10 protein-coding genes are annotated in these 15,300 nt (G+C 74.2%); 4 read left to right on the top strand and 6 right to left on the bottom strand.

The window, feature by feature from the left end; genetic code table 11:
- Nucleotides 1–39 precede the first annotated feature (39 nt).
- On the bottom strand, nt 40–519 hold the full coding sequence (locus D7147_RS02300; RefSeq protein ID WP_120673956.1) for a MarR family winged helix-turn-helix transcriptional regulator: 480 nt from the start codon (nt 517–519) through the stop codon (nt 40–42).
- Nucleotides 520–653: 134 nt separating this feature from the next.
- Between D7147_RS02300 and D7147_RS02295 the strand changes: the two genes are divergently transcribed.
- On the top strand, nt 654–2,960 hold the full coding sequence (locus D7147_RS02295; RefSeq protein WP_120673558.1) for an LLM class flavin-dependent oxidoreductase: 2,307 nt from the start codon (nt 654–656) through the stop codon (nt 2,958–2,960).
- Nucleotides 2,957–3,865, top strand: coding sequence for an LLM class flavin-dependent oxidoreductase (locus D7147_RS02290; RefSeq protein WP_120673557.1), 909 nt, complete (start codon nt 2,957–2,959; stop codon nt 3,863–3,865). The genes D7147_RS02295 and D7147_RS02290 overlap by 4 nt, the downstream gene beginning before the upstream one ends.
- A gap of 56 nt (nt 3,866–3,921) precedes the next feature.
- Here the strand turns inward: D7147_RS02290 and D7147_RS02285 are convergent, their stop codons facing one another.
- From D7147_RS02285 to D7147_RS02275, 3 genes are all read right to left on the bottom strand, one after another.
- A complete protein-coding gene (locus tag D7147_RS02285; RefSeq protein WP_120673556.1) occupies nt 3,922–5,184 on the bottom strand; it encodes an RNA polymerase sigma factor in 1,263 nt (420 codons plus the stop codon).
- 11 nt (nt 5,185–5,195) lie between these two features.
- Complete coding sequence (locus D7147_RS02280) at nt 5,196–5,531, bottom strand: YciI family protein (RefSeq protein WP_120673555.1); 336 nt, start codon at nt 5,529–5,531, stop codon at nt 5,196–5,198.
- 152 nt (nt 5,532–5,683) lie between these two features.
- Nucleotides 5,684–6,556, bottom strand: a complete 873-nt coding sequence (locus D7147_RS02275) for an alpha/beta hydrolase (RefSeq protein ID WP_120673554.1) — start codon at nt 6,554–6,556, stop codon at nt 5,684–5,686.
- Nucleotides 6,557–6,700: 144 nt separating this feature from the next.
- Between D7147_RS02275 and D7147_RS02270 the strand changes: the two genes are divergently transcribed.
- A complete protein-coding gene (locus D7147_RS02270) occupies nt 6,701–10,000 on the top strand; it encodes an AfsR/SARP family transcriptional regulator (RefSeq protein WP_120673553.1) in 3,300 nt (1,099 codons plus the stop codon).
- Between the two features lie 52 nt (nt 10,001–10,052).
- Here the strand turns inward: D7147_RS02270 and ileS are convergent, their stop codons facing one another.
- On the bottom strand, nt 10,053–13,175 hold the full coding sequence (ileS, locus tag D7147_RS02265; protein WP_120673552.1) for an isoleucine--tRNA ligase: 3,123 nt from the start codon (nt 13,173–13,175) through the stop codon (nt 10,053–10,055).
- 309 nt (nt 13,176–13,484) lie between these two features.
- Complete coding sequence (locus tag D7147_RS02260; RefSeq protein WP_120673551.1) at nt 13,485–14,510, bottom strand: aldo/keto reductase; 1,026 nt, start codon at nt 14,508–14,510, stop codon at nt 13,485–13,487.
- 113 nt (nt 14,511–14,623) lie between these two features.
- Here D7147_RS02260 and D7147_RS02255 point away from each other — a divergent pair, with 113 nt between their 5' ends.
- Entirely contained in the window at nt 14,624–15,295 is a 672-nt protein-coding gene (locus D7147_RS02255; RefSeq protein ID WP_120673550.1) for a TetR/AcrR family transcriptional regulator, read from the top strand.
- The last annotated feature ends 5 nt before the right edge of the window (nt 15,296–15,300 follow it).

Genomic DNA, 15,300 nt, shown 5'->3' with positions numbered 1-15,300 from the left:
CCGCTGCCCCATGCGGGCAGTTTAGGGCCACTCGTCCGGTCACGGCGCCTCCGCCGGGCAGCGCTGCCGCAGCCGCTCGATCACCGCCGCGCCGGCCTCGTCGAAGGCGTCGAGCTGTGCCGGGGTGAGCGCGTCGAAGAAGAGTTCGCGGACCAGGGCCGCGTGGGCCTGCGCGGCGGTGCGGACGCCGGCCAGGCCGGTGTCGGTGATCCGGACGGTGGCCGACCGGGCGTCCTCCGGGCAGTCGTCCCGCAGGACCAGGCCGCGCTGCTCCATCCGGCGGAGCTGGTGGGCGAGCCGGCTCTTCTCCCACTGGAGCTCCTCGCGGAGTTCACGGGACCGCAGCGCCTGCCCCGGTGCCTCGGCCAGCGCGGCGAGCACCTGGAAGTCGGGCTCGGAGATTCCCGCGTCCCGCTGGAGGTGCTGGTTGAGGGCGAGCGAGAGCTGGTCGTGCATCCGGTGGAAGGCGCGCCAGCTCTGGTACTCGCGCCCGTCGAGCCGGTTGCCGGATTCGCCCATCCGACCAGCGTAATTCGGGATGGGGCCGACCGCCCGGGTCGGGAACCCGGGCCGGTCGGGGATGACCGGGATCACACGCGCATCCACCGTGCGCGCCGTAGTCTGGTTGACGCATCAACCTTTGGGAGGCAGTCGTGTCAGGCAGCTACGGCCACCGCCTCGAGTTCGGCACGTTCGTCACGCCGGTGAACGCGTCGCCCGACACCCCGGTGGCGCTCGCCCGGCGCAGCGAGGCGCTCGGCTACGACCTGGTCACCTTCTCCGACGACCCCGACCAGCCCGCCCACCTGGACACGTGGACGCTGCTCGCCTGGGTCGCCGGCCGGACCGACCGGATCCACCTCGCCGCGAACGTGCTCACCACCCCGATGCGGCCCCCGGCCCTGCTCGCCCGCTCCGCCGCCAGCCTCGACCTCCTCTCCGGCGGGCGGCTGGAACTCGCCCTCGGCACCGGCGAGAGCGACCGGGCCCCCGGCGGGCTCGCCGCCGTCGAGGCGCTGGGCGGCCCCGCGCTCGAACCGGGAGCGGCCGTCGACGCGCTCGGCGAGTCGGTCGACGTCGTCCGGGCCATGCTCGACGCCGGCGACCCGGCACCGGTTCGCTACCGCGGCGAACACCACCGCCTCGACGGGGCGGCGGGGGGTCCGCTGCCGGCCCACCACATCCCGATCTGGCTCGGCGGAACCGACCCCCGGCTGCTGCGGCTGGTCGGCGTGACGGCCGACGGGTGGCTCAGCACCCTCGACCCGGCCACGCCCGACGCGGTCCGGGCCGGCAACAAGCTCATTGACGAGGCGGCCCGCGAGGCGGGCCGCGACCCTTCGGAGATCCGCCGACTGCTCAACGTCTCCGGACGCTTCACCGACACCCGCCAGGGCTTCCTGCACGGACCGGCCGCCGGCTGGGTCGAGGACCTGCTGCCGCTGGTCGTCGAGGACGGTGTCGGCACCTTCATCCTGATCACCGATGACGTGGCGACCATGGAGCGGTTCGCCCGGGAGGTGGCACCCGCCCTGCGGGAGGCGGCCGACCGGGCCCTGCCCGCGCCGCTGCCCCGCACCGCCGCGCGCAGCGGTGCGGTCCGCGCCAAGCGGCGTCCCGGCATCGCGTACGACGAGCTGCCCGCCTCCCTGGCCGACCGCGCCGTGGAGCCCGGCGACATCGACTACTCCCGGGTGAAGTCGAACTACCTGCGCGGCGGCACGCCCGGTCTCGTCCTGCGGCCGCGTACCCCGGCCGAGGTGGCCGACGCGCTCGCCTTCGCCCGCGCGCACCGGCACCTGCCGCTCGGCATCCGCAGCGGCGGGCACGGCATCAGCGGCCGGTCGACGAACGACGGCGGCATCGTCCTCGACGTCGGCGAGCTGAACGGCATCGAGGTGCTCGACGAGGCCCGCCGCCTGGTCCGGATCGGTCCCGGCGCGCGCTGGACGGACGTCGCCCAGGCGCTGGCCCCGTACGGCTGGGCGCTCACCTCCGGCGACTACGGCGGGGTCGGCGTGGGCGGGCTGGCCACCGCGGCTGGTGTCGGTTGGCTGGCGCGCAAGCACGGGCTCACCATCGACCACCTCCGCGCCGTCGAGCTGGTCCTCGCCGACGGCCGCGTCGCGCGGGCGAGCGAGACGGAGAACCCCGACCTCTTCTGGGCGGTACGCGGCGCCGGCGCCAACTTCGGCGTGGTGACCGCGTTCGAGTTCGAGGTGGACGAGGTCGGGCCGGTCGGTTGGGCCCAGTTCGCACTCGACGCCGGTGACCCCGCCGGTCTGCTCACCCGCTGGGGCGCCGCGGTCGAGGCCGCGCCGCGCGACCTGACCAGCGCGATCATCATGGGCCCGCCCCGGATGGGTCAACCGGCGGTCGCGCAGGTGATGGCGATGGTCGACTCGGCCGATCCCGCCACGATCGTCGCCCAGCTCCAGCCGCTCGCCGACGTCGCGCCCGGGTACGACCAGCAGGTCGTCATCACCTCGTACGCCTCGGTGATGGCGAACGCGAGCGACGCGCCGCACCAGGCGCAGGGTGAACCGATCTCCCGCACCGGGTTGATCAGCCACCTCACCCCCGAGTTCGCGGCGGCCGCCGCCCGACTGCTGACCAGCGGCGTCGTCTACTTCTTCCACATCCGCTCGATCGGCGGCGCGGTCACCGACGTGGACCCGGACGCGATGGCCTGGAGCCACCGCGGGTCCAACTTCCACGTGACCGCCTTCGGGCGGCACCGGGCCCGGCTCGACACGCTCTGGGACGACCTGCTCGCCGAGCACCTGAGCGGCACGTACCTCAGCTTCGAGACCGACCTGCGGCCGGAACGCCTCACCGAGGCGTTCCCGCCCCGCACGCTGGCCCGGCTGCGCACGCTGAAGAAGCGCTACGACCCGGACGGCCTCTTCCGCGACAACTTCGCCATCACACCCGACACCGCATCGAGGACGACGCCATGACCGACTACGGGCACGACCTACTGTTCGGCACCTTCGCCACGCCCACCGTGCAACCCGTCCGGCACGCCGTCGACCTGGCAGTCGTCGCCGACCGCGCCGGGCTGGACCTGGTCACCTTCCAGGACCACCCGTACCAGCCGCGCTTCCACGACACTTGGACGCTGCTGAGCTACGTGGCCGCGCGCACCGAGCGCGTACACCTCAGCGCCAACGTGCTCAACCTGCCGCTGCGGCAGCCCGCCATGATCGCCCGCAGCGCGGCCAGCCTCGACCTGCTCAGTGGCGGGCGGTTCGAGCTGGGCATCGGCGCGGGCGCGTACTGGGACGCCATCGAGGCGATGGGCGGCCCGCGACGCAGCGCCGGTCAGGCGATCACGGCGCTCGACGAGGCGATCCGGATCATCCGTGAGGTCTGGGCGGCCGACAGGCCCGGCGGCGTACGCGTCGACGGCGAGCACTACCGGGTGAACGGCGCCAAGCGGGGACCCGCCCCCGCGCACGAGGTGAACGTGTGGGTCGGCGCGTACAAGCCGCGGATGCTGCGGCTGACCGGGCGGATGGCCGACGGCTGGCTGCCGTCCCTGCCGTACTTCCAGAACGGACCGGCCGAGCTGACCCCGATGAACGAGCAGATCGACGAGGCCGCCGCGGCGGCGGGTCGGGAGCCGGCACAGATCCGGCGGCTGCTCAACATCGGTGGCGAGTTCTCGCCCACCGGTCGGTCGCTGCTCAACGGCCCGCCGGAGCAGTGGGCGGAGGATCTCGCCGGCCTGACCCTGGAGTACGGGGTGAGCGCCTTCATCCTGATGGCCGACGATCCCGCCACCATCGAGGTCTTCGCCGCCGAGGTCGCCCCGGCCACCCGGGAGCTGGTCGCCGAGGAGCGGGCCCGCACCGCGCGTTGACCCGACCGCACCGGCCGGTTGCGGTGTCCCGGCCCCCGGTTCGGTGGGGCCGGCGGTCAACCGTCGGTCGGGTCGACGGCGGCGAGCCGGCCACGCAGGTGCTCCCGCTCCGGCTCGGTGCCGGCCAGGTCGAGCGCCTCCCGGTAGGCGGCGGCCGCCTCCGCGTGCCGGCCGAGCCGGTGCAGCAGACCGGCCCGGGCGGCGGGGTAGGGGTGGTAGCCGCGTAGCTGTGCCTCGCCGGCCAGCTCGTCCAGGAGCGCGAGGCCGGCCTCCGGGCCGTCCCGCATCGCGACCGCCACGGCCCGGTTCAGGGCCACCACCGGCGAGGGCGTCAACGCGAGGAGTACGTCGTAGAGCGCCACCACCTGCGGCCAGTCGGTGGACGCCTCGTCGGCCGCCTCGTCGTGCAGCGCCGCTATCGCGGCCTGTACGCCGTACGGGCCGGGCGTGCCGCCGGTGAGCGCGACGAGCACCAGGGAGCGCCCTTCGTTGATCATGTCGCGGTCCCACCGGGTGCGGTCCTGGGCGTCGAGGAGCACCAGTTCACCGTCGGCGCCGATCCGGGCGTCCCACCGGGCGTGGACGAGCAGCATGAGCCCGAGCAGGCCGGCGACCTCCCGCTGGGTGGGCAGCAGCCCGCGCAGGATCCGGGCCAGCCGGATGGCCTCCTCGGCGAGGTCGAGCCGCTGGAGCCGTGGGCCGGAGCTGGCCGCGTACCCCTCGGTGAAGATCGAGTAGACCGCCTGGAGCACGCCGGGCAGGCGCCCCGGCAGCTCCGCCGGCTCGGGCACCCGGAACGGGATGCGCGCCTCGGAGATCTTCCGTTTCGCCCGTACCAACCGCTGGGCCATGGTCGCCGTCGGCACCAGGTAGGCCCGGGCCACCTCGGGCGTGGTCAGTCCGGCCAGGTAGCGCAGGGTCAACGCGCCACGGTCCGCAGCCGGCAGGGCCGGGTGGGCGCAGGTGAAGAAGAGCCGCAACCGCTCGTCGGGGAGGCCGTCGTCGTCGCTCACCGGCGCGGCCGCGTCGGCCCGCTCCGCCTCGGCCGCGATGAGCGCCAGCCGGGCCGCGTACGCCTGGTCGCGCCGGAGCCGGTCGACGGCCCGGCGGCGGGCGGTGGTGAGCAGCCAGGCGCCGGGCCGGGACGGTACGCCGTCGACCGGCCAGTGCAGCAGGGCCGCCTCGATCGCCTCGGAGGCGACGTCCTCGGCGAGGTCGAGATCGCCGAAGCGGTGCACCAGGGCGGCGAGCAGCCGGCCGTGCTCCTCGCGGAACACCGCCTCGACCGAGGAGCGCGTGCCGGCTGCCCGCTCGTCCACTCCGCTCGACCTCAGAACTCGGCGATCGGCCGGACTTCCATCGCCCCGTTGCCGCGTGCCCCGGGGCAGCGCGCGGCCCAGTCCACGGCGACGTCGAGGTCCGGCACGTCGATGACGTAGTAGCCGCCGAGCACCTCCCGCGACTCGGCGAACGGCCCGTCGGTGACGGCCCGCTCGCCGGTCTCGGCGACGTGCACCGTGGTGGCGGTGGTCAGGTCGGCCAGCGAGTGGCCGGAGACCAGGATCCCGGCCTCGGCGACCGCCTTGTCGAAGGCCACCCAGTCCTCGACGGTGCACGGGTCCGGTGCGTCCGCGGAACCGCTGTAGATCAGCAGCATGTACTTCATGTCCGACTCCTGTCGTCTCTCCGGCTGCCTTACGTTCTGACGACGAACGGGGCCGGCGCCAATCGACACGCCCCGCAGGAAATTCTCGTCGTTCTGCGCGCTGATCGCCCGCCGAGGTGACGCGGGCCGGGCCGCCGCTACCGAACGAGCAGCTACCGGCCCAGCAGGGCGCGCAGCGCCGCGACGACCTCGGCCGGTGCCTCCTCCGCCATGAAGTGGCCGCAGGAGACGGTGCGGTGCTCCAGATCCGGCGCCCAGGCCCGCCACAGCGCCGCCGCGTCGTAGCCGAGAGCGGCACCCCAGTCCTGCTGGAGCACGGTCACCGGCATCCGCAGCCGGTTCCCCGCCGACAGGTCGGCCCGATCGTGCACGACGTCGATCCCGGCCGACGCCCGGTAGTCGGCCACGATCGAGGGGACCGCCGCCCGGGACGCCGCCAGGTACGCGGCCCGCACGTCGGCCGGGAGAGCCGCCGGGTCGCGGGTCCAGACATCCAGGAAGTGCCCGAAGAAGGCGTCCGGGCTTCCGCTGATCAGCTGCTCCGGCAGGCCGGGCGGCTGGGCCATGAGGTACAGGTGGAAGCCGACGGCGGCGGTGGTGCCGTGCAGGACGTCCCACATGTCGAGGGTGGGCAGCACGTCCAACGCGGCGAGGTGGGTGACGGCGTCCGGGTGATCGAGGCCGGCCCGCACGGCGACCAGCGCACCCCGGTCATGCCCGGCCAGGGCGAACCGCTCGTGGCCCAGCGCCCGGGCCAGCGCCACGATGTCGGCGGCCATCGTCCGCTTGGCGTACCGCTCCCCGTCGGTGTCGACGGGCTTGTCGCTGGCGCCGTACCCGCGCAGGTCGGGGCAGATCACCGTGTGGTCCGCGGCGAGATCGGCGGCGACGTGCCGCCACATGAGATGGGTCTGCGGGAAGCCGTGCAACAACACGACGGGGCTGCCGGAGCCGCCCACCGCCGCCTGGAGCGTCACACCGTCCGCGACGGTGACGCGCTGGTAGTCGAAACCCTTGATCTCCACGAGGGGACCTTTCGCTGTCGGAGGCCCGGGGCGGGGACGCCGCCCCGGGCGGTACGCGTCGAGCCTGCGCCCGACCGATCAGCAACCGATCAGCGTCGGATGAGTGGCTGCTCGGCCGCCGCGGAGTCGACCTAGATTGGGGCCATGACCAGCGAGCCGGCCACCTCCCCGGTGATGTTCGGCGTCCTCGGGGAGGTACGCGCCGACGACGCCCGTGGCCCGGTGGCGCTGCGGGGTGCCCGCCAGCGCGCCGTACTGGCCCGGCTGCTGGTCGCCCGGGGGCGGGTGGTGCCGGTCGACCGGCTGCTCGACGCGCTCTGGGCGGAACCGCCGGACGGGGCCGTGGCCGCGCTGCGCACCTTCGTCGCCGACCTGCGCCGGGCCCTGGAACCCGAGCGACCGCCCCGCCAACCGCCGCGCCTGCTGGTGACCGTGCCGCCCGGATACGCGCTGCACCCCGCCGACGGCGCGGTGGACGCGTGGCGATTCGAGGCGGCCGTCGGCGAGTCGGCGGAGCTGCTCACCGGCGGCAAACCCGGCGAGGCGCTCGCCCGCCTCGACGAGGCGCTCGCCCTGTGGCGCGGCCCCGCCTACGCCGAGTACGCCGGCCGCAGCTGGGCCCGCGCGGAGATCGACCGGCTCGACGAGCTGCGGCTGCTGGCCGTCGAGCGGCGGGCCGAGGCGCTGCTCTCCTCCGGTCGGGCCGCCGAGGCCGCCTCCGACCTACGGGCGCACGTCGCCGACCAGCCGCTGCGCGAGGACGCCTGGCGGTTGCTGGCCCTCGCCCTGTACCGCGCGGACCGGCAGGGCGACGCCCTGGCGGCGCTACGCCGTGCCCGGGAGACGCTGGTGACGCGGCTCGGCGTCGACCCCGGCCCCCGGCTGCGGCAACTGGAGGCGGACGTCCTCGCCCAGGCGCCGCACCTCGCCGGCCCCGCATCCGCCCCGGCGGCCACGGCGTCGGCCGGCCCCCGGATCCCGCCCGCCCGTGGGGTGATCGGGGCGGGGCGGCGCCCGCTCGTCGGGCGGGACGACGAACTGGTTCGCCTCCGACAGGCGGCCGAGCAGCTCGCCGAGGGCCGCGCCCCGAGCCTCGCCCTGATCTCCGGGGACGCGGGCGCCGGCAAGTCCGCGCTCGCCGAGGCGCTGACCGCCGAGCTCGCGGCCACCGGCTGGACCACGGCGTGGGGTCGCAGCCCCGAGTACGACGGCGCTCCGGTCGCCTGGCCGTGGCGGCAGATCGCCGACCAGTTGACCGCGGCGACCGGAACCGCGCCACCCGGCGTCGAGGCGGAGAACCCGGCGGGCGCCGAGGATGATCCGGCCGTCGCACGGTTCCGCCTGCACCGCGCCGCCGCGGCACAGCTCACCGAGGCGGCGGGACGCGGACCGGTGCTGCTGGTCCTCGACGACCTGCACCGCGCGGACGACGGCACCCTCGACCTGCTCTCCGCGCTGCTCACCGGCCCGGAACCGGTGAGCGGCCCGGTGTCGGTGCTCGGCACCTACCGGGCCACCGAGATCACGCCGGAGCTGACCACGGCGCTGGCCCGGCTCGCCCGGATCGAGCCCCTCCGCGTCTACCTGGGCGGGCTCGCCGAACCGGCGACCGGTGTGCTCGCCCGAGCCGTCGCCGGGCGGGACCTGGACGGAGCCGTCGTGCGCTCGATCCACCGCCGCAGCGGTGGCAACCCGTTCTTCGTACGGGAGTTGGCCCGGCTCCTCGCGACCGAGGGTGACGCGGCGTTGGAGCGGGTGCCCGCCGGGGTTCGGGACGTCATCCGGCACCGGCTCGACCGGCTTCCGGTGGCGGCGCAGGACGTGCTGCGGCAGGCCGCGGTCCTCGGCCGGGACGTCGATCCGGAGGTGCTGGCCGTCCTCGCCGGTGACGACGTGATGGTGCTCGACGCGCTGGACCAGGCGCTGGCCGCCGGGTTCCTCACCGAGCAGGGCGGCGAGCTGCGGTTCACCCACGTCCTGGTCCGGGACACGATCTACGGTGACCTCTCCGCGCCGCGCCGGGCCCGTTGGCACACCGCCGCCGGGGAGGCGATCGAGCGGCTGCACCCCGACGACGTGGTGACCCTCGCCCACCACTTCGGCGAAGCGGCGAGCCGGGCCACCGCCGGGCGCGCCGGCCGGTACGCCCGGGTCGCCGCCGAGCAGGCCGAACGGCGCGCCCACCCGCACCAGGCGGCCCGGCTGTGGCAGCAGGCGGTGGACGCCCACGACCGGGCCGGCGACGCCGACGTGCGCGGGCGGCTGGTGGCGATGATGGGCCTCGGCCGGGCGCTGGCCGTGACCGGCCAGCTGGACCGCACCCGTCGCTACCGGGCCGAGGCGATCGGCACGGCCGAGACGCTCGACGATCCGGCCCTGGTCGCCGCGGTGCTCTCCGCCTTCGACGTGCCGGCGGTGTGGACCCGCAACGACGACGAGGAGCTCTCCCACCGGATCGTGGCGGCCGCCGACCGGACGCTCGGCGCGGCCGGCGCGGACGACCCGGAGCTGCGGAGCCGGCTGCTCAGCACGCTCGCTCTGGAGCTGCGGGGCAGCACCGGCGACCGTGGACGTCGGGCGGCCGTCGAGGCCGAGACGATCGCGCGGCGACTGCACCGACCGGCGCTGCTGGCGTTCGCGCTCAACGCCCGCTTCATGCACACCTTCGAGCGGACCGGCCTGGCCCCGCAGCGGGCGCGGCTCGGCGCGGAGCTGGTCGACCTGGCGGCCCGGCACGACCTGGTGACCTTCGAGGTGCTCGGTCATCTCATCGTGGTGCAGGCGAGCTGCGCGCTGGCCGACCTCAGCACCGCCGACGCGGCGGCGGCCGCCGCCGACCGGCTCGCCGTCCGGCACGACCTGCCCCTCGTGGGCGTCTTCACCGAGTGGTACGCCGCGCTGCGCCTCGCCCTGCTCGGACGCCGCACCGACGCGGCGGTCGCCTACCGTCGGGCGGCGGCCCGGACCCCGGCGGCGGGAATGCCCGGCCTGACCGAGGGTCTGCTGCCGCTCGCGCTGCTCTCGTTGCGGCCGCTGGACGCGCTCGCGGACCCGGCGGGGCCGGTGCCCGGCGAGGCTGACCGGGGGCCGTACGAGCCGTGGGTGCGGGCGCTGGAGGTGGCCGCCGCCGGCCGCCCGGACGAGACCGTCGCCGCCCTGCGCGCGCTGCCCGAGTCGCCGCACGACCTGCTCCGGGAGGCCCGCCTCTGCCTGGCCGCCCGGGCCGCGCTCGCCGTCGGCGACGAGCCCACGATGCGCTACGCGTACGCCGAGCTGCTGCCCGCCGCGGCCGAGCTGGCCGGGGCGGGCAGCGGCGTGCTCAGCTTCGGTCCGGTGGCCCGGCACCTGGCCGACCTGGCCAGGGCGCTCCGTCGCGACGACGAGGCCGTCGCCCACGACCGGACGGCTCGGGAGATCGCGGCGCGTCTCACCGCGGCGTCGTGACGCCGCTCGGGTGCCCCGGGCCGGAGAGTGGCCCGGAGCACCCGGTGTCGGCTCAGGACTTCCGGATCCAGAAGGTCAGGCCCAACGACTCGTCGGTGAACGGCTCCGCGCCGGGCCAGGACGGCTCGCCCTCGGCGCAGTCGGACGCCAGCACCTCCTCGGCCACCAGGTCACGGTGCTCGCTCAGGGCCAGCGCGGTTTCGTCCCGGTCGGTGCGGTAGCGCAGCTCGATCCGGTCGGTGACCTCGAGGCCGCTGCTCTTACGCGCCTCCTGGATCTGCCGGATCGCGTCGCGGGCCACGCCGGCCCGCCGCAGCTCTTGGGTGAGATGCAGGTCGAGCGCGAGCGTCGCGCCGGCGTCGTTGGCCACCGCCCAGCCCTCGCGCGGGGTCTCGGTGACCACCACCTCGTCCGGGCCGAGCGTCACCGTCTCGTCGCCGACCTGGACGGTCGCCGACCCGGTGTCGCGCAGCGAGTCCTTGAGGGCCGCCGCGTCGGCCGCCGCGATCGCCGCGGCCACCTGCTGCACCGTCTTGCCGAACCGCCTGCCCAGGGTGCGGAAGTTGGCCTTGGCGGTGGTGTCCACGAGCGACCCGCCGGCCCCACCGACCGGGTCGACCGACCCGACGTTGAGCTCGGCGGAGACCTCCGCCAGCAGCTCCGGCGGAAGCTCCTCGAAGCCGCTCGCCGAGGCCAGCGCCCGCGACAGCGGCTGCCGGACCTTCATGCCGGAGTCGGCGCGGGCCGCCCGGCCCAGCTCGACCAGGCGGCGGGCGAGCGCCATCTGCCGGGACAGCGCCGGGTCGATCAGTGACTCGTCGGCGACCGGGTACGGGGCGAGGTGCACCGACTGCGGCGCCTCCGGGTCGACCGGCACGATCATGTCCTGCCACACCCGTTCGGTGATGAACGGGGTAAGCGGCGCCAGCAGCAGGGTGACGGCGCTCAACGCCTCGTGCAGGGTGGCGAGCGCCGCCCGGTCGCCCCGCCAGAAGCGACGCCGGCTGCGCCGCACGTACCAGTTCGACAGGTCGTCCACGAACGTGGCGAGCAGCCGGCCGGCCTGGTGCGTGTCGAAGTCGGCCATCGCGGCGTCGACCTGCTGGACCAGGGTGTTCAGCTCGGAGAGCAGCCACCGGTCCAGCACCGGCCGGTCGGCCGGGGCCGGGTCCTCGGCCGACGGGGTCCATCCGGCGGTACGGCCGTAGAGGGACTGGAAGGCGGCCGTGTTCCAGTAGGTCAGCAGGGTCTTGCGGACGACCTCCTGGAGGGCGGTGTGCCCGACCCGCCGGGCGGACCAGGGCGAGCCGACGGCGGCCATGAACCAGCGCACCGCGTCCGCGCCGTGCTGGTCGAGCAGCGGGATCGGCTCCAGGATGTTGCCGAGGTGCTTGGACATCTTCCGGCCGTCCTCGGCGAGGATGTGGCCCAGGCAGACCACCGTCTCGTACGGGGAGCGGTCGAAGACCAGCGTGCCGATGGCCATCAGGGTGTAGAACCAGCCACGGGTCTGGTCGATCGCCTCGGAGATGAACTGCGCCGGATAGCGCTGCTCGAAGAGCTCCTTGTTCCGGTACGGGTAGCCGAACTGGGCGAAGGGCATGGAGCCGGAGTCGTACCAGGCGTCGATGACCTCCGGCACCCGGCGGGCGGTCTCGCCGCAGTGGCAGGCGAAGGTGACGTCGTCGATGAAGGGCCGGTGCGGGTCGAGCCCGGTCACGTCCGTGCCGGTCAGCTCGCTCAGCTCGGTCAGCGAGCCGACGCAGGTGAGGTGGTCGTTCGCGCAGCGCCAGATGGGCAGCGGGGTGCCCCAGTAACGCCGACGGGAGAGCGCCCAGTCGACGTTGTTGTTGAGCCAGTCGCCGTAGCGGCCGTGCTTGACCGTGCCGGGGTGCCAGGTGGTGCGCTCGTTCTCCCGCAGCAGCGCGTCGCGTACGGCAGTGGTCCGCACGTACCAGGAGGGCTGGGCGTAGTAGATCAGCGCGGTGTGGCAGCGCCAGCAGTGCGGGTAGGTGTGCTCGTACGGGACGTTCTTGAAGAGCAGGCCGCGCAGTTGGAGGTCCTCGATCAGCGGCCGGTCGGCCTCCTTGAAGAACCGTCCGCCGATCAGCGGGATGTCCGGCTCGAAGCGTCCGTTCGACTGCACCGGGTTCACCATCGGCAGCCCGTACGCCCGGGCGATGGCGAGGTCGTCCGCGCCGAACGCCGGCGCCTGGTGGACGAGGCCGGTGCCGCTGTCCGTGGTCACGTACGACGCCAGGACGACGTAGTGCGCGTCGGGCACCTCGACGAGGTCGAACGGCGGCCGGTAGGTCCACCGCTCCAGCTCCTTGCCCTTGAACGACTCGCCGGTGAGCTCCCAGCCGTCGCCCAGCGCGTACGCCAGCAGCGGCTCGGCGACCACGAGCTGCTCGTTGCCGTCGCTGGCGACCACGTACCGCACGTCGGGGTGGACCGCCACCGCGACGTTCGACGGCAGCGTCCACGGGGTGGTGGTCCAGACCAGCAGGGCGGCCCGGTCGGCCAGCGGGCCCGAGGTGAGCGGGAACCGGACGAAGACCGACGGGTCGACGACCGTCTCGTACCCCTGGGCGAGCTCGTGGTCGGAGAGCCCGGTCTCGTCGCGCGGGCACCACGGGGCGACCCGGAAGTCCTCGACCAGCAGGCCCTTGTCGAAGATCTGCTTCAGCGACCACCAGACGGACTCGATGTACTCCGGGTCCATGGTCCGGTAGGCGTCGTCCATGTCGACCCAGTAGCCCATGCGCTCGGTGAGTTCGGCGAACGCGTCGGTGTGCCGGGTGACCGACTCGCGGCAGCGGGCGTTGAACTCGGCGATGCCGAACTTCTCGATGTCCTGCTTGCCGGAGAAGCCGAGTTCCCGCTCGACGGCGAGTTCGACGGGCAGGCCGTGGCAGTCCCAGCCGGCCTTACGGGCGACGTGGAAGCCCTTCATGGTCTTGTAGCGGGGAAAGACGTCCTTGAAGACGCGCGCCTCGATGTGGTGGGCGCCGGGCATGCCGTTGGCGGTGGGTGGCCCCTCGTAGAAGACCCACTCCGGGCGGCCCTCGGACTGCTCCAGGCTGCGCCTGAAGATGCTGTTCGCGTGCCAGAAGTGCAGGACGTTGTGGTCGAGGTCGGGCAGATCGACCTGCGTCGGTACGCTGCGGTACATCGGTCCTCCGTCGGCGCGTGTGCTCAAGCTCCGCCGGAGGGACGAGGCCGTGGCCCCGCGGTACCACCCTCCTTGGCCGGTGTCCGGCCCTCTCGTTTCGGGTGTGGTCGGGTCTACTGGGCCGGGTGGCCTTTCTTCCGACGGCTCCGGGGTGATCTTCCCGCCGCGCACGCCTCCGGGCTTCCACCATCCCCGGATCGCTCCTGGCTGCGTGCGACGGTACTCGTCCCCATCTGCGCCTTCCGCGCTCATCCTATCCCAGCCGGGGACGGCCCAGCGACGGTGATACCGCCGCCCGCCGGGGTCGTTTCAGCGGTTCGCGTCGCGTCCGGGGGCGTACATCTGCTGGAGCCAGTTCGGGTACGCCGGCGGCTGGGCGCTGACCGCGTCGAGGTCGGCCAGGTCCTGCTCGGTCAGCGTCACCCCGCCGGCGGCGATGTTGTCGTCGAGCTGTGCCATCGTCCGGGCGCCGATGACGACGCTGGTGACCGCCGGCTGGGCGAGCAGCCAGGCGATCGCGATCTGGGGGATGCTCGCGTCGTGCCGGGCGGCGACGGTGCGGAGCATCTCGACCACCTCGAACCCGCGTTCGCTCTCCACCGGCGGGAAGCCGGCCGCGCCGCTGCGCCGAGCGGGACCCTGCACCGACCCGTCCCGGCTGAACTTGCCGGTGAGGAAGCCGCCGGCCAGCGGGTTCCACACGGTCAGCGCCAACTTCTCGGACTGGGCCATCGGCACCAGATCGCGCTCGACGTCCCGTCCCACGAGGGAGTAGTACACCTGCACGGAGACCAGGCGGTGCAGGTCGTGCAGCGCGGAGACGCCGAGCGCCTTGGTGATCTGCCAGGCGGCGAGGTTCGCGCAGCCGAGGTAGCGGACCTTGCCCTGCCGTACGGCGTCGTCGAGCGCTCTGAGCACCTCCTCGAACGGGGTCAGGTGGTCGAAGTTGTGCAGCTGGTAGAGGTCGATGTGGTCGGTCTTCAGCCGGCGCAGGCTGGCCTCCAGCGCGCGCGTCACGTACAGCCGGGACCAGCCGGCGTCGTTGGGGCCGGGGCCGGTACGCGAGTGCACCTTCGTGGCGAGGACCACGTCGTCGCGGCGGCGGCGGAGCGCGCGGCCGAGCAGCTCCTCGCTCTCGCCCCGGCCGTAGACGTCGGCCGTGTCGATGAAGTTGATCCCGACGTCGAGCGCTCGCTCCACCATCCGGTCGACCTCTTCCCGGCCGAGCCCGCCGAGGCCGGCGTAGCGGGGGTCGTTCGCGCCGCCGAAGGTCATCGTGCCGAGCGAGAGCTCGGAGACCCAGACGCCGGTGTTGCCGAGGAGTCGGTACTTCAAGGTGGGTACTCCCTCCGGGTGCGGCCCGCCGGGGCCGCCGCTGAGACAGCCTGCTCGGACAGTGTGTCCGAGCAGCCTAACCGGAGCCGAGCGGCGACGCCTAGGATCTGGTTATGCCTTCGATCACGCGACGACGCTCCGGCGGCTCCGACCGGCGTCTCCCCGTCGAGGCGCAGATCCTCGCCGCCACCGAGCGTCTGCTCGCCGAGGGGGAGAGCTTCACGGAGCTCGGGGTGCAGCGCATCGCCCGGGAGGCGGGCGTCGCGCGGTCGACCTTCTACATGCACTTCGCCGACAAGACCGAGCTCCTGCTGCGGCTCGCCGAGTCGTTCACCGGCGTCGCCTTCGGGATCGCCCGGGAGTGGGAGCCGGCGCCGGAGGGTCCGCCGGTCGGCGGCTCGGTGGGGCTGGACGCGCTGGCTGCCGGCTTCCGGGAGATCCTCGCCGTCTACCGGCAGCACAGCGGGGTGCTCGCCGCGATCACCGAGGTCTCCGGGTACGAGCCGGTGATCCGCAGGTTCTGGCGGGCGAGGCTCGACCTGTTCCTCGTGCGTACCGCCCAGGTGCTGGAGGAGGAGAAGCGGGCCGGCCGGGTGCCCGCGGAGGTCGACATCGCCGCCGCGAGCCGCCTGATAGTGCTGGGCGGCGAGCGCTTCCTCGCCGACCACGTGGCCACCGACGACGGCAGCGGTGACGAGGCCGCCGCCCGCGAGCTCGCCGAGACCTGGTGGTACGGCGTCTACCGGCGTCCGGCCGGGCCGGAGACGCCGGTCGACCGACCGTGACGACG

The organism is Micromonospora musae (assembly GCF_003626545.1).
Classification (GTDB): Bacteria; Actinomycetota; Actinomycetes; order Mycobacteriales; family Micromonosporaceae; genus Micromonospora; species Micromonospora musae.
Note: the sequence above shows the minus strand (reverse complement) of the source record. Positions and strands in the feature narration are given on the sequence as shown.

Coding starts and splice junctions, on each gene's coding strand:
- ileS (WP_120673552.1), bottom strand. CDS start 13,175: ATGTACCGCAGCGTACCGACGCAGGTCGATCTGCCCGACCTCGACCAC.
- D7147_RS02280 (WP_120673555.1), bottom strand. CDS start 5,531: ATGAAGTACATGCTGCTGATCTACAGCGGTTCCGCGGACGCACCGGAC.
- D7147_RS02270 (WP_120673553.1), top strand. CDS start 6,701: ATGACCAGCGAGCCGGCCACCTCCCCGGTGATGTTCGGCGTCCTCGGG.
- D7147_RS02290 (WP_120673557.1), top strand. CDS start 2,957: ATGACCGACTACGGGCACGACCTACTGTTCGGCACCTTCGCCACGCCC.
- D7147_RS02300 (WP_120673956.1), bottom strand. CDS start 519: ATGGGCGAATCCGGCAACCGGCTCGACGGGCGCGAGTACCAGAGCTGG.
- D7147_RS02255 (WP_120673550.1), top strand. CDS start 14,624: ATGCCTTCGATCACGCGACGACGCTCCGGCGGCTCCGACCGGCGTCTC.